Here is an 18,499-nt window from a genome sequence, read left to right as displayed (position 1 = left end):
GTCTCCCTCAAAAGCCGCCTGTAGCTCTATTGGATGGCGGCCCGAAGGAGATTATTTCTTGAGGCCCTGCAACTTGGCAAAGGCCGATGCCATCGCGCCCTGCTGTGTGGGCTGGTTGCCACGCTGCGGCTGCGCATAGCCGCCACGGTTGCCGCGGCCAGCACCCTCGAAGCGGTTGTCGCGCGGGCCGTCGCGGCGCGCGGGCGCTGCATCGAGCTTCATGGTCAGGCTGATGCGCTTGCGCTCCACATCGACCTCCAGCACCTTGACCTTGACGATCTGGCCGGTCTTGACCACCTCGCGCGCGTCCTCGACGAACTTGTGGCTCATCTGGCTCACATGGACCAGGCCGTCCTGGTGCACGCCCAGGTCCACGAAGGCGCCGAACTGGGCCACGTTGCTCACCGTGCCCTCCAGCGTCATACCTTCCTTGAGGTCCTTGATGTCTTCCACCCCGTCGTTGAAGCGCGCCACCACGAAGTCGGGGCGCGGATCACGGCCCGGCTTTTCGAGTTCGCCCAGGATGTCCTTGATGGTCACGGCGCCGAATTTGTCGTCGGCAAACTGCTCGGGCTTGAGGCTTTTGAGCACCTCGCCGCGGCCCATGATCTGGTCTATGGGCTTGCCGGTCTTGACGATGATCTGCTCCACCACCGGATAGGTCTCGGGGTGCACGCCCGTCAGGTCCAGAGGGTTGTCGCCGCCGCGGATGCGCAGAAAACCCGCCGCCTGCTCGAAGGTCTTGGCGCCCAGGCCGGCCACTTCCATCAGCTGCTTGCGGTTCCTGAACGAGCCGTTGGCGTCGCGCCAGCGCACCACCGACTTGGCCACCGAACCGGAGAGGCCCGAGACGCGCGACAGCAGCGGCGCCGAGGCCGTGTTCAGGTCCACGCCCACGGAGTTCACGCAGTCCTCGACCACGGCATCGAGCTGGCGCGCCAGCTCGCTCTGGTTCACGTCGTGCTGGTACTGGCCCACGCCTATGCTCTTGGGGTCGATCTTGACCAGCTCGGCCAACGGGTCCTGCAGGCGGCGCGCGATCGATGCCGCACCGCGCAGGCTCACATCGATATCGGGCATTTCCTGGGCCGCGAATTCGCTGGCCGAGTACACCGAGGCGCCGGCCTCGCTGACCACCACCTTTTCGATTTTCTTGTCGGCCTTGGTGGCGATCTTGATCAGGTCGGCCGCCAGCTTGTCGGTCTCGCGGCTGGCCGTGCCGTTGCCGATGGCGATCAGATTGATATTGTGCTTTTCCACCAGGCGCGCGAGCACAGCCAGTGAGCCGTCCCAGTCGCGGCGCGGCTCGTGCGGGTAGATCGTAGTGGTGTCCACCAGCTTGCCGGTGCTGTCCACCACGGCCACCTTCACGCCGGTGCGGATGCCAGGGTCCAGGCCGATCACGGCGCGCTGGCCCGCGGGTGCGGCCAGCAGAAGGTCCCGCAGATTGTCGCCAAAGACCTTGATGGCCACCTTCTCGGCATCTTCGCGCAGGCGCGAAAACAGGTCGCGCTCGGTCGAGAGGCTGAGCTTGACGCGCCAGGTCCAGGCCACGCATTTGCGGATCAGGTCGTCGGCCGCACGCTTGGCATGGCTCCAGCCCAGGTGCAGCGCGATCTTGCCTTCGGCCAGGCTGGGCTGGCCGGGCTCGGGCTCGATGGGCAGCACCAGCTTGGCTTCGAGGATTTCCAGCGCACGGCCGCGGAACACGGCCAGCGCGCGGTGCGAGGGCACGCGGCCTATGGGTTCGTCGTACTCGAAGTAGTCGCGGAACTTGGCGACCTCGGGGTCGTTCTCGTTCTTGGACTCGACCTTCTTGGACTTGAGCAGGCCCTCGTCCCACAGCCATTCGCGCAGCTTCTGCACCAGGGCCGGGTCTTCGGCCCAGCGCTCGGAGAGGATGTCGCGCACGCCGTCAAGCACGGCAAACGTGGTCGAGAAATCGGGGCCGGGCTTGCCGTCGTCCAGGGTGGTGGCGGGCCGACAGAAGGCTTCGGCCTCCTTGTGCGGGTCCAGCGTGGGGTCGGCAAACAGCTTGTCGGCCAGAGGTTCGATGCCGAACTCCTTGGCGATCTGGCCCTTGGTGCGGCGCTTCTGCTTGAACGGCAGATAAATGTCTTCCAGCTCCTGCTTGGTGGGAGCACCGGCAATCGCCAGACGCAGCGCATCGGTCAGCTTGCCCTGCTCGTCGATGGCCTTGAGCACGGTCTCGCGACGGTCTTCAAGCTCGCGCAGATAGGTCAGGCGCTCGTCCAGCGTGCGCAGCTGCGTGTCATCGAGACCGCCCGTGGCTTCCTTGCGATAACGCGCCACAAACGGCACCGTGGCGCCGCCGTCCAGCAGTTCCACCGCAGCACTCACCTGCTGCGGCTTGACATTCAGTTCCCCGGCAATCTGAGCAATGATTTTTTGCATTCGATACTCGCCCCACGGCGTTCAACACAGAAAGCCAATGAGTTTGCCATAGCCATGCGGCCCCACCGGCCTCCATGCCCCGGGGAAGTGCAACAGATGCTTAAAAACTATGGTTTCCATAGCTAAGACCGCTTGCCGAATAAGCAGAAAAGGCCGATTTCATTAAAATCTCTCCAGCCATGTCAGATATGTTCCAGGACGATTTTTTTGCCGACGAGCTGCCGCCGCCCTCGGCAGGCGCGGGACAGCCCCCACCGGCACCGGCGGGCGACGACGAACCTGCGGCCGTGCGCAAGCCCCGGCGTGGCGATGTCGCCCTGGCCCCTGCTGCCGATCAGCACCTGGAACTGGCCGCGCAGCTGCCGGCCGGGCTGCGCCTGGGCGTCTCCACCTGGTCCTACCCGGGCTGGGAGGGACTGGTCTGGGACGGGGCCTACGACAGCAGCGCGCTCGCCAAGAAAGGCCTGACCGCCTATCACCGCCATCCGCTGCTGCGCACCGTCTGCGTGGACCGCACCTTCTGGCGTCCGCTCACGGCCAGCCAATACGCGGCGTTTGCCGCCCAGGTGGATGCGGACTTTCGCTTTGTCGTCAAGTGCCCGGCCGGCATCACCGACGCCCAGGTGCGCAGCGAGGAAGGCAAGCCGCGCGAGCCCAATCCCGCGTTTCTGGACCCGCGCCTGGCCGTCGAGCATTTTGTCGAGCCCACGCTCGAAGGCCTGGGCGACAAGCTCGGCGTGCTGGTCTTTCAGCTCAGCCCCCTGCCCTGGGGGCTGCTGAGCCGCCCCAGCTTGGTGTTCGATAAGCTGGGCCGGATGCTGGCCGCCGTGCGCCAGGCTCTGGCCAAACATCCGCAGGTGATTGTGGCCGTGGAGCTGCGCGACCCGGAATTGCTCGGCCCCTCCCTGGCCGAAACCCTCAAGGCCCATGGCGCAACCTACTGCCTGGGCCTGCACGGCAAGATGCCGCCCATAGAGGAACAGCTGCCCATACTGCGCGCGCTATGGCCAGGCCCCCTGGTCTGCCGCTGGAATCTGAACCGCGTCTTCGGCGCCTACGGCTATCCCGATGCGCAGAAAAAGCACGAACCCTTCGGCGAAATCCGCAGCGAGGACAGACACACGCGCGGACTGCTGGCGCGCACCATTGCCGGCATCACGGGCGCGGGCCAGCCGGCTTTTGTGACCATCAGCAACGATGCCGAGGGCTGCGCGCCGCTATCCATCGCCCTGCTGGCCCAGGCTGTTGCCGATCTGCAGCCTCGCGCCTGAGCTGCGACCCGCGCCGGCCGGGCAGGCCATGCGGCGAAACCGTCTACGGTTCTATTCCTTGGACTCCAAAAGCCTGAAGTCCTTATTCTACAAGCGCCGGCAGCTATCAAAAATAAAGCCCGGTGAACCGGACTCGATTCGAGCCTGACCCGGGCGCCGACCCCTATCAGTCTTTGAGCATGGCCAGCGGATGGGAATACGCGGGCCAGGGGCTGTCGAAGAATGCCAGCCACTGCGCGTCGCCGACCTCCTCGATGCGCGCAGGATTCCAGCGCGGGCTGTGGTCCTTGTCCACGGCCAGGGCGCGAATGCCTTCCAGGGTTTCGCTCTGGCCCGGGCGCAGATAGAAGCAGTGGCGCACCATGTCGCGCTCCATGCGCAGGTCCTCGGACAGCGTCATCCGGCGGGCGCGACGAATCTGCTCCAGCACCACATGCAGCATCAGCGGAGAGCGCTTGCGCAGCGTCGCTGCCACGGCCCTGGCCCAGTCGCTGCCGGCGTCCAGGGCCTGCTCGATGGCGGCCACCGTGGGCTGCGCAAAGCAGCGGTCGATTTCGGCGCGGTGCGCGGCACTTTTGGACTCCACGGCCACAAAGCGGGAGCGCACCACGGCATTGAGCGCCTCCACATTCGCAAAATCCGTGGTCGCCAGGGTTTCCCATAGTTCCGCCTGTTGTTCGGCAGGCATGCAGCCGTCGGCCAGACCAAAGGCCAGGGCATCGCCGGCACCTATGGTGTCGCCGCTCAGCGCCAGCCACTCGCCCACGGCACCGGGGCAGCGCGAGAGGAAATAGCCACCGCCCACATCGGGGAACAAGCCTATGGCCGTCTCGGGCATGGCCATCTTGGTGCGCTCGGTCACGATGCGCAGCGAGCCGCCCTGGCTGATGCCCATGCCTCCGCCCATGACGATGCCGTCCATGAAAGCGATATAGGGCTTGCCGAAGTGGTGGATCAGATGATTGAGCGCGTACTCCTCGGTAAAGAAGTCCTCGAGCTGCGGGTTGCCGCCGCTGCCCGCAGCGTGCAGAAACCGGATGTCGCCGCCCGCGCAGAAAGCGCCGAACACGCCGTCGCGGTTGCTGCCGCGAATGGCCACCCCGAGGATGGACTCGTCCTTTTGCCAGGCCAGCAGCGTGGCCAGCAGATCGCGCACCATGGCCAGGGACAGGGCATTGAGCGCCTTGGGGCGATTGAGCGTGATCATGCCCAGCTTGCCGCGCACTTCGGCAATCACATCGGGCAATTCGGCGGTCGAGGCGGTATCCATTGTCAGTTGCTCCTTGAATCGTTGTCCGGCCGGACCGACGCTGCCGATCCGGATTGCCAGCGATTATGCGGGGCCCCTCTGCGCGCCAAGGGACAAGCGCGTGACAAAAACGGCCATTCTCGGCAGCTGCGGCGGCGCTGCGCAGATCAAGCTTTTCTTGACGCCCGTCAAACAGCCGAAAGCGCCGCAAATTTAGCATCGGACACGCAGGCCGTAAAAGCGCTCGGCAGCAACGCTATTTACACAAAGTCGCACCTGCAAATAATATTTGAGCGGGCAGTTTCATCGATTGACGTCTGAGAAATGGATTGGTGATGTCGCCCCTGGAGACGCTGGCGGTGACAGGCCGCGCGGCGCTCATGCACGATTCAGCATCATGCTCTACAGCGGCATTGCTGTCTGCGTGCTCGCAGGTTTCAGTCTCCTGATCTTCTCGGACAGAAGGGCGGAGCCATGACACGCCACCGTCATGCACCGCAGACCTAGCCACCACAAACCGATGTCACGCGGTCACGCGCGCAATCTGTTGCAGGAATCGGATCGAAGCTTGCTCCAGTTGCGCCAAGCCTGGCGCCTCCACCGGAAAGTGACCGCAGTTTTCCAGCATCACCAATCTCTTCTCGCCCTTGATTCGGTCAAAGAACTGCCGGCTCGATTCGAAATCCGCCCAGCGATCGTTTTCCGGGTGCGCCAGCAGCAGAGGACAGAGGTCGAAGTCCTCGGGTTCCATGTCTGGCCGTGCGGCGAAAATCGACTGCATGAAACTGACCGGCACCCGTACGCCACCGCCGTAAGGATCCTCGGCAACAAGCCGATTCAGCAATGGATCGTTGGACATCGCGCCCATTTTGGTAAACCACTTCACGGGCAGTCTCAGTCTGCCGATCAAAGCGGCGCAGAAGGGCAACAGGGGTAGCATGACGTGGCGCACCAGCGCATTACGGGCAAACTGTCGCTTTACCAGCGGCGTGCGCGGATCCGCAAGGGTTGTGGCGATCACGCCGGCAATCGGGCCGCCCCCCATCCTCGCCGCGCACAGGTAAGCCAGATAGCCACCAAGGCTTCCGCCGCACAATACCACGCGCCGCCCAGTATTCCGGTATTCGATGGCAGCCATATCGCATAGCAAGTCGGTCCAAGCCTCGTAAGTAACCAGTGAAGCGGGCGCCTGACTCAATCCATATCCCGGTAAATCCGGGGCGACTACCTCGTAGCCGGCGTCGTACAGCAGCTTGCCAATCGGCGCGAATAGCCGGCCATATCCTCCACCTCCATGCACTACGATCACTGTCAGCGGTGATGCAACGCATGGGAAGCGATCAACATGGATCGATGCCCCTCTCCAGGGTAGCCACTCCTCATTCGGGCCGTTGGCAACGGTTACTCGCGCATGTGCCGGGAAAAAGGATTGGTACTGCATCCAATAGGTTTTCGCCTTGTAGCTTGTCTGGGGCATCGGTAAATACTAGCAAGGTGTCGCTATTTCCCGGATTCGAATGCCATCTGCACCACCAGACCTGCCAGGACACTTCCCATCGGCCAGCGCTGCACCGATAGCCACCACACGAGCGTCCCGAAGGGAAGATAGATATCGATCCGGATTCACGACGATCGAAGCAGTCACAGCGAGGCTGATCGAAATCTGAATGCTGTCGCGCACGAGCGATGAGGAAAGAACACTGCGGTGTGGACTGCCCCCAGGCAGTCAACACAACGGCTCAAAAGTGCCCAGATAAGCCTGGGCGATTCGCCTGCGACAGCCGCGATACGACTCTTCGCAGTCATTCACTGAAACTAAAAACCGGCCTCTCTCCAAAAGACGCTCGCTGCCGTGTTTACAAACTGCGATGCAGCAGCTTCCCAACGGCCACGAATGCTGACTTTGCCTCGCCAGCGGTGTTGCAGAATAGTTTCTCCTGAATGTGGCATAGCTGCGTCCAACACCACTCTGTAGACCGGACGTTCCGGGTATAGGGTGCCCTGCATGCTTCTGACCTGAATATTGCCTCCGGCCGCCGTAGACAGAGCAGCTTCCGGGAGTGTGCGGCTTGCATCTTGATCAACGCTGCGCACCGTCAAATCCAGTACCGGCCCCACTCCGGCATCGGCGATAAAAATCGCGCTATCGCCAACGCTGATGCGCTGAACATCTTCTTCCTGAACATAGGCAAGAACCTCCAGCCGATCGCGGCTCACCACCCTGCCCAGCAGTTCATTGCGGGCCAGCCAGTCTCCTGGTCGGAGATCCGGATCAACGTCTCGCAGCACGCCCGCACCCGAGGCATTGAGCCGATAGCGACTGGCTTCGGTTTCTACCGCCAGCTGTTGAGTCGCCGCTTGCAATTGACGCTCCTGCAGCACCTGCCAATCTCGGCGCAGCTCCGAGTCAAAACCTGCAGCCGTCATTTGCTGCAAATACTGTGTCCGTTGTGCATCGCTCTGAGCTTGAGCAACCTTAAGAGCCGGAGAGTCAAGCGTAAAGACGGGAGTACTGACTTCAGCTCGGTGCATATCGCCCAGCAGTTGCTGCTGCAGTTGCGATGCTTCCAATGCATGCAGCGGCCATATCTCGGCGGATTGCAAAATACCCTCCGTTCGAATCGGAGCGGGCAGCGGCAGCCAGCAGAGCGCGATAAGCACGATTGCCCCGGTGGCATTCCAACGTGCTCTTCGACTGCGGAGAATCTGAGGTCGACGCATGTACCACGCGGAGATCTCGGACCAAAGGGGCTTGGCGATGAACCACACAATTTCCACCAGGAATAGCAAGATGCCCAGCGCCTTGATAAAGAAGTGATAAACCAAGGCTGCAATACCCAAAAACAGAGCCAGTCGATAAATCCAGGTCGCCCAGGCAAACAAGATGAGCCCGCGGCGCCTGACATCGGTAAATGACTCTGGCGGAGGTTCGCCGAGCTTGAATAGTTTCTCTCTCAAATCCCAACGCGCAAGTGCAAAAGCGCGTGAGTGCAAATTGGGCATTTGCAGAAAGTCCGACAGCAAAAAGTAGCCATCAAAGCGCATGAATGGGCTTGCATTGACGGCCAAGGTACTGACCCACGTGGTGGTGGCCAGCAAGAAGGCCATGGATTTGGGCGAGCCTTCAGGCAGCCAGACCCACGCCAGCAAAGCCCACGCAGCAATGACCAGTTCCGTCGCAATACCGGCGCCGGCCACCTTGAGGCGCTGGTCACGCCGCGTCAGCTTCCAGACCTCATTGGTATCGGTGTATGCCACCGGCCATAGCACCAAGAACGCGACTCCCATGGTGGGAACACGACATCCAAATCGCTTGGCCGTGAAGCCATGCCCCAGTTCATGAAGTACTTTGACAAACCCCAGCGTCAGCCCATAGGCGAGCACCCCCTGCCAAGTCAGCGAATCAACCAGCGTGGTCGTGAACTCGCCCCAGGAACGGGAAACGCCCCAAAGTCCGGCAAGCAGGGCCAGCGCAGTTATCCAAGCAAAAGCCCGGCTGAACAAGAATCCCAGCCGTGGAGCCCAGAGTTCCAACCACCGATCCGGCTTAATCAACGGAAGCCGGAAGAACAGGTAGTTGTGGAGCAGCCATTGCATCCAGCTTGAACGTCTGGACTGCCACTGCTGAGCCAGGGTGCCTGCGCTATTGGGAAGCGGTTCCAGCAGATCATTTCGCTGCACAAACTGGAAAAGAGCATTCACGTCCTCCTTATGGAGCGTCAATGTCGTGTGCTCGATGACGTCTTGGGCAATCGCCTCCGCCGCACCCAGGTGCCAGCGTTTGAGCACCTCAAAGCTGGCCCAGTCCAGCTGAAAAAAAAGATTGCGCACAGGATCGTGCAAAGTCCAGCTGGGCTGCCCGTCAGGCAACACAGGACCGGGGAGCAAATCCAGCTCCTCGCGCAAAGCAGGCCACGCGGTACTCATGTCGACTCACCAAGCAATAAACTGGCGCAGGACGGCCCAGGGTTTGCGTAGAACCCAATAGACCAACGGCACCCAATCCCCCTGCAATTTGGCGGTACCTTTGAGACCGATGCGAGCCTTCTCCTCGAACGGCATGGAGGCACGCATCCGATAGGCGTAGCTGCCATCTGGTCTGGCACTGGCGTCATACGCCATATACCGAAGCTTGCCCTCCAGCCCTGCCATGGGATTGGCCGCCAGATACAGCTTGACTGGAGATCCCTCCTTCAATGGAACGGCGTCTCCGACAGGAACCCAGGCCTCAATTTCCACTTCTTGAGGTCGGGCGATACGCATCACTCGCTCACCGGTCTGCACGGGCTTGCCTAGCCATTCGGTAGGCGAGTCAAACAGAACCATGCCATCTTCAGGTGCCAGAACCCGGCTGCGATCACGCTGATCACTCAGGTATTGCACCTCGGCACGTTTCTCGCCTATGCGCCCCACCAATGCGGCAAGTTGCGCCTTGGAACGGACATCACCCAGGGCCAGTTGGGCGGATTGCCGATATTCAGCCTCGGCCGTCAACAAAGCTTGCTGAGCAACCTCCAGGCGACTACCGATCTGCGCTTCATCCAGTCCAAACAGGCGCTCACCTTTACGCACCATTTGATTGGGCTGAACATGAATTTGCTCGATGACCCCGTCCAAAGGCGCCCTCAGAACAACGGGCTGAGCAGCCACCAGCTCGCCAGGAGCAAGAACGCTCATATGCACAGGAACAGCACTCAGCACAAGAAGCCCGCCCAAGATCCAAGTGGGCTTCTTTTGCCACCAGCTCGCGGCGGTGGCGCTTGAAGCTAGCGGCTTTTTCCAGAATCCGGGCCGGCCGGCCCGCAATGCAGCGTAGGCATGAAACCAGATACGACCCCATTCCGCGAAAAGTGGGAAGCGCTGCTCTTCAAAGACCTGGGCTCCCGAAAGCAGCAGTCCACCGCAAGGAAAAGGCGTCTCAGCGTCTTTCAACAAAGGCACCCATACCGCATGCGCACCCAACCATTCGCTCCACGAGGTTGCCAACTCGGGAGGTAGTTGAGCTACTTCAATGCGTCGAACCTGAATGGATTGCTGTGCATGGAGAAACTGACACACCCCATGCAACCACTGGGCATAAGGCGTATTTTTGTCAGGCTCCACCACGCCGGACAAAGCCATTACCCCGCCACTATCCAGCCATAAACAAGCTTGGCGATAGGGCGTCAGCACGCGACTATCGTTGACCAGCAAAAAACGGAGTTCAGCGCTGCTGCGTGCAGCTCGAGCGCGATGACCCAGCTCCAGCAGCAGCATCGCCGGATTCACGCTTTGAGGCGAAATGGGGGCATTCATTGCACAACCGCCCCGTGCGCCGCACTCAGCATTTCGTCAGCCATGGGTATACATGGACATCCTGTGTCCAGCCTGCTGCCTTGCCGCCCTTGCCATCTTCTCGCTCAGTCCCGCCCGCCCTGCAGGCGCGCTGGACGCAGCCGGAGCATCACCGACCACCAGTTTGAAAGTCCGCACAGACTCATGTCCCGCTCCATCGCTGACCTTGATGTGCAGCACAAGCGTTGTGCTGAGGTCCTTGGGCGCATTGATGGAAAGTTGGCCTGTATGACGGTCCAGCTGAATCCATCTGGGCAGATCCTGCTGACCGGAGAAACTGAACTGGAGTGACGCGGCATCCCACGGGCTCTCCGGAGTGATGAGCAGGGACTTCAGATCCAGAGTGCTTCTCCCGACCGAGACAGAGAAAAGACCGGTGTTTCCATCAAGTCCGAAGCGGACTGGTTCAGAAGGTACTACAAGAGGCGAGCCGATCCACTCATTGAAGCCGGCGAGGGATTGGGACGAAAGCGCTCCATATCCCGACCAACCTTCGGGCCTGAGTGCTCCCATGCTTTGCGATGAAGAACTTGAGCTGAGCAACGCCGATGTGGAATGCAGAAAATCCGCACTAGGCTCAGACACCGCCGATGGCTGAAACGGCGCAAGGCCAGCCCCCCCCAGGGAATCGCTCGCAGCAAAGATGATTGGTGCGGGTGCGACTGGAGGTAGCAAGGGCTGAACAATGCCATTGAGTGATGCCACGGCGGATGCATTGCCTGCCGCATCTCTTTGCTGGACCCAAAGACTGTATGCCCCAGGACCTGGCAGCTGAAGGGAGTCGCCGTGGCCTGCGATCCAGGATGCGCCATTGTCCAGCGAATACTGCCAGCTGCCCCCCGCTTCCAAACCAGAGATAAGAACCAGGCCTGTGGGTGAAACCTGCTGCCCATTGACCAGCGTTGACTGCTCCAGGACAAGCGCTGGAGCAGTCGGTGCAACGGTGTCTATGGCATATCTGTTCGAATCTGTCGTTCCCGTTCCGGTGTTGCCGGCCGCATCGGCATAGCCGGTGTTATGCAGGGTAATCACATTGCTGGTGTCGGTGATACCTGCCGTCGGTGTCAGCGTCGCGGTCCAGGTCTTGCCGCCATCGCTGCTACGGAGATTGCTCAACACCCCATGCTCCACCGTGAAGTCGGCAATATCCAGACCGCTCACTGCTTCGCTGAAGGTAATGAGCACCTGCGAGGCTTTACCTACCGACAAGGTCGTGTCAGCCACCACAATCGTGACTGTCGGACGCTCGCCATCGATCGCATAGTTGTTGGAGATGGCGATGCCGGCCCCGGCGTTGCCGGCGTTATCGCTGACCAGCGCGGTATCGAGCACGATCAGGTTGGTCGGATCGGTGATCGCCGCGGTTGGCGTCAAGGTCGCGGTCCAGGTCTTGCCGCCGTCGCTGCTGGCCAGATTAGACAGTGTGCCATTGGCCACGCTGAGGTCGGCCAGGCTGAAACCGCTCACCACTTCGCTGAAGGCGATGGTCACGGTGGTGGTCTGACCGATGCCCAGGTTGGGATTGGCCACGGTGACCGTCGCGGTGGGCCGCTGGGTGTCGATGCTGTAGTTGTTGGACGTGGTGGCGCCGGTACCGGCGTTGCCCGACGCGTTCTGCACACCGCTGTTGTCCAGGGTGATGACGTTGGTGGTGTCGGTGACGTTCACCGAAGGCGTGAAAGTCGCGCTCCAGGTCACTCCACCATCGCTGCTGCTCACCGCACTCAGGGTGCCATGCTCCACCGTCAGGTCGGCATTGGTGAAACCGCTGACCGCCTCGCTGAAGGTGATGGTCACCAGCGAGCTGGAACCGGCATTCAGCGCCGGGTTGGCCACCACGATGGTCGCCGTTGGCCGCACCGTGTCGATGGTGAAGTTGGCTGAGCTGGTCACGCCGGTGCCGGCGTTGCCGGCAAGGTCGGTATAGGTCGTGTTGTTCAGGCTGATGACGTTGCTGATGGCGTGAACGTTGCTGGTCGGGGTAAAGGTCGCCGTCCAGGTGACGCCACCGTCGCTGCTGCTCACCGCGCTCAAGGTACCGTTGGATACCGTCAGGTCGGCGTTGCTGAAGCCGGTCACCGCCTCGCTGAAGGTGAAGGTCACCAACGAGGTGTCGCCAACTTTCATCGTCGGATTCGCTATCACGATAGTAGCCGTCGGCCGCACGCTGTCGACGTCATAGGCGTTCGAGGCAGTAGTGCCTGCGCCGGCGTTACCAGCGGTGTCAGCCACGCTCGTGTTGTCCAGGACAATGTGGTTGTTGCCCTGGGTGATACCCGCCGCCGGGGTCAGGGTCGCGGTCCAGGTGATGCCACCGTCGCTGCTGCTCACCGCGCTCAAGGTGCCGTTGTCGATCGTCAGGTCGGCGTTGGTGAAACCGGTCACCGCCTCGCTGAAGGTAATGGTCACCAGGGAGCTACCGCCAATGCCCAGGTGATCGCTGCTCACCACGATGGTCGCGGTCGGGCGCTGGGTGTCGATGCTGTAGTTGTTGGACGTGGTGGCGCCGGTACCGGTATTGCCCGACGCGTTCTGCACACCGCTGTTGTCCAGGGTGATGACGTTGGTGGTGTCGGTGACGTTCACCGAAGGCGTGAAAGTCGCGCTCCAGGTCACTCCACCATCGCTGCTGCTCACCGCGCTGAGGGTGCCATGCTCCACCGTCAGGTCGGCATTGGTGAAACCGGTCACCGCCTCGCTGAAGGTGATGGTCACCAGCGAGCTGGAACCGGCATTCAGCGCCGGATTGGCCACCACGATGGTCGCTGTCGGCCGCACGGTATCGATGGTGAAGTTGGCTGAGCTGGTCACGCCCGCGCCGGCGTTGCCGGCAAGGTCCGTATAGGTCGTGTTGTTCAGGCCGATGACGTTGCTGGTGGCGTGAACGTTGTTGGTCGGGGTGAAGGTCGCCGTCCAGGTGGTGCCGCCGTCGCTGCTGCTCACCGCACTCAAGGTGCCATTGGATACCGTCAGGTCGGCGTTGCTGAAACCCGTCACCGCCTCGCTGAAGGTGAACGTCACCAACGAGGTCTGCCCAGCCGCCAGGGTCGGGTTGGCCATCACGATGGTCGCGGTCGGACGCTGGGTGTCGATGGCGTAGTTGTTGGAGGTGGTGGTGCCGGTCCCGGCGTTGCCCGCCCCGTCCTGTACGCCGGTGTTGTCCAGGGTGATGACGTTGGTGGTATTGGTGATATTCGACGTCGGGGTAAAGGTCGCGGTCCAGGTGACACCGCCGTCGCTGCTGCTCACCGCGCTCAGGGTGCCGTTGGCGATCGTCAGGTCGGCGTTGGTGAAACCGGTCACGGCCTCCGAGAAGGTAATGGTGACCTGCGCGGTGTCGCCGATTTTCAGGGAGCTGCTCGAAACCACCACGGTCGCGGTGGGCCGCACGCCATCGATGGCATAGTTGTTGGACGCGGTGGTGCCGCTACCGACGTTGCCCGCCGCATCCTGGACGGTGGTGTTGTCCAGGGTGATGTGGTTGCTGGCACTGACAATGCTCGCCGTCGGCGTGAACGTCGCGGTCCAGGTCACGCCGCCGTCGCTGCTGCTCACCGCGCTCAGGGTGCCATTGGATACCGTCAGGTCGGCATTGGAGAAGCCGGTCACCGCTTCGCTGAAGGTGATGGTCACCTGCGAAGTCTGGCCAATCCCGATATTCGGGTTGGCGAACACAATGGTCGCGGTCGGCCGCTGGGTGTCGACGGCGTAGGTGTTCGAGTTGGTGGTGCCGCTGCCGGCATTGCCCGCCACGTCGCTGACCCCGGCGTTGTTCAGGCTGATGACATCGCCGGTATGGCTAACCCCGCCGGTCGGGGTCAGGGTCGCGGTCCAGGTGATGCCGCCGTCGCTGCTGCTCACCGCGCTCAAGGTGCCGTCGGCAACGGTGAGGTCGGCGTTGGTGAACCCCGTGACCGCCTCGCTGAAGGTAATGGTCACCAGGGACGTGCCGCCGATGTTCAGCGCATTGTTGGCCACCACAATACTCGCGGTAGGCCGCACGGTGTCGACCGTATAGGTGTTGGAAAGGGTCGTACCGGTACCGGCGTTGGTCGCGGTATCGGTATAGAGGGTGTTGTCCAGGGTAATGACGTTGCCGCTGCTGGTGTTGCCAGAGTTCGGCGTCAGCGTCGCGGTCCAGTGGATGTTGTCGCTGGTGGTCAGGTTACTCAGGGTGCCGTTGGAGGCCGTCATGTCGGCCAGACTGAAACCGGTCACCGCTTCGCTGAAGGTGATGGTCACCGTGCCGGGTGCCGTGGTGCTCAGCGTAGAGCCGGTCACCGCGACGGTCGCGGTCGGCCGCACGGTGTCGATGGCGTAGTTGTTCGACGAGGTGGTGCCGCTCCCCGGCGTGCCCGTCGATGCGCTGTTGACCCCGGTATTGTCCAGGACGATATGGTTGGTGCCGCTGGTGACGCTCGAATTCGGGGTGAAGATCGCGGTCCAGGTGATGCCACCGTCACTGGAGGCAACGGGGCTCAGGGTGCCGTTGGACACCGTCAGGTCGGCATTGGTGAAGCCCACGACCGCCTGGTTGAAGGTGATGGTCACCAGCGAAGTGCTGCCAATGTGCTGGGCCGTGTTGGTGACCACGATGGTCGCGGCCACCGGCGGCGCATAGTTAGTGTTCAGTGTGCCGCCATCGTTGTAGATATTGTTCACGGCCGCCGGGCTGCCCCCGTTGGCACCTCCGCCCGACGCAAAACCACCGGAACCGCTGCCACCGACGTTGCCGGACATGGCCGCGAAGTTAGCCGCCGTCATCAACAGCGTGCCTTTGTTCCAGATCGCACCGACACCCTTGCCACCCGCGCCACCGGGGTCGGCAGAGCCGCCAATACCACCGCCACCGCCACCGCCGCCGCCAGCACCGAGGTTGTTGGAAATGACCGAGGTACCGATAATGGTCAAGGAACCAGTAGTGGCATTGTAGATACCGCCGCTGGCCGCTGCGCCGCTGCGACCGGCCTTGTCCCAACCGGAACCGCCGCCACCACCACCGATGGAAAGGGTGCCGTTGTTCGCTGTACCGCCCGCACCGCCGTTACTGTAGCCGGCCGCTCCGATACCCCCTGCGCCGCCGGTGCTGCTACCCCCCCGACCGCCCATGTAGAACGCGGAATAACTGCCGCCGATGCCGCCCGTGTTGGCGCTACCGCTGGTGCCGGAATAGATACCGCTACCGAAGCCCGCGCTCCCGCCGTGGCCACCGATCTGTCCGCCCAGGGCACCGCCACCGCCGCCGCCACCGCCCACGGCGCCACCTGCATAGGGCGCGGTAACACCGCCGCCACCACCGCCGCCCGAGGCCGCGTTGGCGGTCACCTTGACATTGTTCAGGGTCAGGTTACCGGCGTTGAAAATACCACCGCCCATCGACGCGGCACCGTCCACACCCGCGTTGCCCCCCTGGCCGACCGCCAGGCCCTGGGTGATGACCAAACCATCGAAGGTCGCGGTGACACCGGGGTTGACCCTGATCACCTGGGTCTTGTACTGGCCGCTGAGGGTCACATCGGCAACACCATCGTTGTTCAGGTCGCCATCGATCGTGAGGTTCTTGGTGACGATCAGTTGCGAGTTGAGGTTGACCGTCATGCTGCTGTTGAAGGTGACGATATCACCCGCCACCGCATCGCTCAGGGCCTGGCGCAGCGAGCCGAAGCCAGTGTCGGCGTTGTTGGTCACGGTGAGGGTCGCCAGCCCATACTGGTAGGCGGCCATGGCTTCGGCCGAGAGCACATTGTGGCTTTCGATGATCCCCGTGGAGATCTCCAGCGCCCAGTCTCCACCTGTGCCGGTGCGGTTGCTAGATGCTGCAATGTCGCGGCCGGTCAAAGTTGCCCATGAATTGACAAACTGCCGCCCGGTTTCTCCCTCTGCAGTGTTGCAAGCGTAAATCAGGATATCGCCGCCGGCGACCAAACCGTTTCCGACACGTGCCAAGGTATCCGCATGCGCGCTGAGATTGGCCGTCGACAGATAACTACTGCCCAGCCACAGTTCACCAGCATTGCCGTGAGCAAGGATTTCAGCCGTTGTTGTGCCTGAATGCAGCGCCAGATAGTCGGCAATCTGCTGCAAGCCATCCTGGTTGCCGTTTAGAACGACCACCTGCGTATCCGAAGCAAGGTTGGAAACCAGCTGCTGATAGTCTTTCACCCGGCTGTCCACAAACACGACCGTCTGCTGCGTGGCTGCTGGTGGCGAGGAATCCAGCGCTATCGGGTGAAGCTGCGGGTTGCTCGCAACTTTGGCTGCGTGGTCTACCGCCGTGTCAGGAGCTGCCGCATGAGCTTGGTCGGCAACGACAGCAACTGCGGCACCGTCAAACATAAAGCGCTGCTCTAATGCCAATGGTCTTACAGAACTACTAGGTCGAAGCGCTGAATTTGAACGCGACATATATGAAATCGCATCAAAATTCATTTGACTTTGCTTTGTAGAGGTCAAAATGGCTGAGACACGCTGCCACAAATTCTTGGTTACAAAATTCATAATGCTGCCTCAGAATTTAACAAATGAGAGTTAATATCCATTTACTGCAAACCTCGTCATTGTAAGTTTATTCACAATAATAAACTTACAAAATTTACATGTTAAAATATTTTCTTCAAAATATAAAATTAAATTTTCAATCAAAATTTTTTACTTCAATAGCTTGATGCTATTGAAATGATTTATATTTTGAATCATAATTTTTGCACACCACTTAATTTTCAGCATCGTCAAAAATGAGCAAGAATCCGTCACAGACACTCTGGTTCACGGGATTGCCGGGATCAGGAAAAACCACTATTTCAAAAGCTTTTTCAGAGAGTCTGCGAGAAAATGGAAAAAATGTTTGCATCATCGATGGCGATGAGTTGCGCGCCGGCTTATGTCAAGATTTAGGCTTTGGCAAAATCGATCGCGCAGAAAATATGCGCAGAGCCGCTCACATCGCAAAAATACTAAATCTCAATGGAATTTATGCTTTGGTCGCCATGGTTTCACCTTATGCGGAAGATCGAGATATGGCCTATGAAATTATTGGAAAAGACCGGTGCATGGAAGTTTATGTCAGCACGCCATTGGAGATTTGTGAACAGCGTGATCCCAAAGGCCTTTATGCCAGGGCTCGGAGCGGCTCAAACACACTCATGACCGGAATCCAGTCTCCGTATGAAGCCCCGCGTGAACCAAGTCTGACAATTGACACAAGCCGTGAGGACTTATCCATTTCCATACGCAATTTAAACGCCCTCTTAAACAAATAAGATTTTTATCCCCATGAATAATCCTTTGAAATACCACTTCATCACCGGACTACCTCGTTCAGGCTCAACGCTGTTGTCTGCAATCTTGCTTCAGAACCCGAAGTTCTACGCCGGAATGTCAAGCCCGGTTGGAACACTGGTCCATAATATGCTTGAGCAAGTTGGCGCCGGAAGCGAATTTGGACCGGTTATCTCGAAAGATAAAAGACGGCGTCTGGTTAAAGGAATTTTTGACAGCTATTATTCAGACCAGGAGAATAAAGAAGTTATTTTTGACACCAGCCGCACATGGAGTGCAAACATGCCTTTGATTGCAGATATCTTTCCGCAGTCAAAGGTAATTGCTTGCGTCCGAAATGTCGCCTGGATCATGGATAGCATTGAACGCCTGTACGCATCAAACCCGTTTGAAATCACAAAATTATTCAATAATGGCGTTGAGAGAAATACTGTCTATAGTCGCATCGAAGCACTGGCAATGCCAAATAGATTGGTCGGATACTCCTGGTCTGCCTTGAGAGAAGCCTACTATGGAAAACATGCCAATTCATTGTTGATTGTTGATTACGAGTTCCTGGCAAGGGCGCCGGAAAAAGTAATTCCACTAATATATGATTTTGTTGAAGAGCCTTATTTCGAGCATGATTTCTCCAATGTGAATTACGATGCCCCAGATTTTGATCAAGCATTGGGGCTTCATGGAATGCACAAAGTCCGGAGAGAAGTCAATTTAAGCTCCAGGGCAACAATTTTGCCACCTGATCTATTTGAACAATATGGAAAACTCTCGTTCTGGAATAATCAATCGAGCAGTCGGGCGAATGTAATTACGGTTAAATCTCGAGATCAATAAAGTCCCGAAGATAATTATTTTCCATCGTTAGTCTTCATGGACATCAGCACCTGCCCGCTCATGCCGGCGATCAGCTCCGTAAACTTGCCGTGGATGGCCGCATTGACCTTCACGGACT

9 protein-coding genes are annotated in these 18,499 nt (G+C 60.1%); 3 read left to right on the top strand and 6 right to left on the bottom strand.

Annotated features, from left to right (window positions below; all coding sequences use genetic code 11):
- Positions 1-51: 51 nt before the first annotated feature.
- The gene (locus AB6724_RS18815) at positions 52-2,415 is read right to left on the bottom strand and encodes a Tex family protein (RefSeq protein ID WP_369340066.1); all 2,364 of its coding nucleotides are present in this window, start codon (positions 2,413-2,415) and stop codon (positions 52-54) included.
- Positions 2,416-2,594: 179 nt separating this feature from the next.
- On the opposite strand from AB6724_RS18815, the gene AB6724_RS18810 reads away from it, so the two are divergent.
- A complete protein-coding gene (locus AB6724_RS18810; protein ID WP_369340065.1) occupies positions 2,595-3,686 on the top strand; it encodes a DUF72 domain-containing protein in 1,092 nt (363 codons plus the stop codon).
- Between the two features lie 166 nt (positions 3,687-3,852).
- Here AB6724_RS18810 and AB6724_RS18805 read toward each other — a convergent pair whose 3' ends face one another.
- The 5 genes from AB6724_RS18805 to AB6724_RS18785 all read right to left on the bottom strand — a co-directional run bounded on the left by AB6724_RS18805 (position 3,853) and on the right by AB6724_RS18785 (position 16,767).
- Positions 3,853-4,956 (bottom strand): enoyl-CoA hydratase/isomerase family protein, encoded by a 1,104-nt coding sequence (locus AB6724_RS18805; RefSeq protein WP_369340064.1) that lies wholly within the window; start codon positions 4,954-4,956, stop codon positions 3,853-3,855.
- 502 nt (positions 4,957-5,458) lie between these two features.
- Entirely contained in the window at positions 5,459-6,412 is a 954-nt protein-coding gene (locus AB6724_RS18800) for an alpha/beta hydrolase (protein ID WP_369340063.1), read from the bottom strand.
- A gap of 338 nt (positions 6,413-6,750) precedes the next feature.
- A complete protein-coding gene (locus AB6724_RS18795; RefSeq protein ID WP_369340062.1) occupies positions 6,751-8,862 on the bottom strand; it encodes a site-2 protease family protein in 2,112 nt (703 codons plus the stop codon).
- A gap of 6 nt (positions 8,863-8,868) precedes the next feature.
- Positions 8,869-10,230 carry an efflux RND transporter periplasmic adaptor subunit gene (locus tag AB6724_RS18790; RefSeq protein ID WP_369340061.1) on the bottom strand — a complete coding sequence of 454 codons (1,362 nt, stop codon included), beginning with the start codon at positions 10,228-10,230 and terminating at the stop codon, positions 8,869-8,871.
- 36 nt (positions 10,231-10,266) lie between these two features.
- Positions 10,267-16,767, bottom strand: a complete 6,501-nt coding sequence (locus AB6724_RS18785; RefSeq protein WP_369340060.1) for an Ig-like domain-containing protein — start codon at positions 16,765-16,767, stop codon at positions 10,267-10,269.
- A gap of 236 nt (positions 16,768-17,003) precedes the next feature.
- Between AB6724_RS18785 and cysC the strand changes: the two genes are divergently transcribed.
- Both cysC and AB6724_RS18775 read left to right on the top strand, forming a co-directional pair.
- Positions 17,004-17,528, top strand: a complete 525-nt coding sequence (gene cysC, locus AB6724_RS18780; protein ID WP_369340059.1) for an adenylyl-sulfate kinase — start codon at positions 17,004-17,006, stop codon at positions 17,526-17,528.
- A gap of 13 nt (positions 17,529-17,541) precedes the next feature.
- Positions 17,542-18,381, top strand: coding sequence for a sulfotransferase family protein (locus AB6724_RS18775; protein ID WP_369340058.1), 840 nt, complete (start codon positions 17,542-17,544; stop codon positions 18,379-18,381).
- The last annotated feature ends 118 nt before the right edge of the window (positions 18,382-18,499 follow it).

It is taken from the genome of Comamonas guangdongensis (genome assembly GCF_041079535.1).
GTDB classification, from domain to species: Bacteria; Pseudomonadota; Gammaproteobacteria; order Burkholderiales; family Burkholderiaceae_C; genus Comamonas; species Comamonas guangdongensis.
Note: the sequence above shows the minus strand (reverse complement) of the source record. Positions and strands in the feature narration are given on the sequence as shown.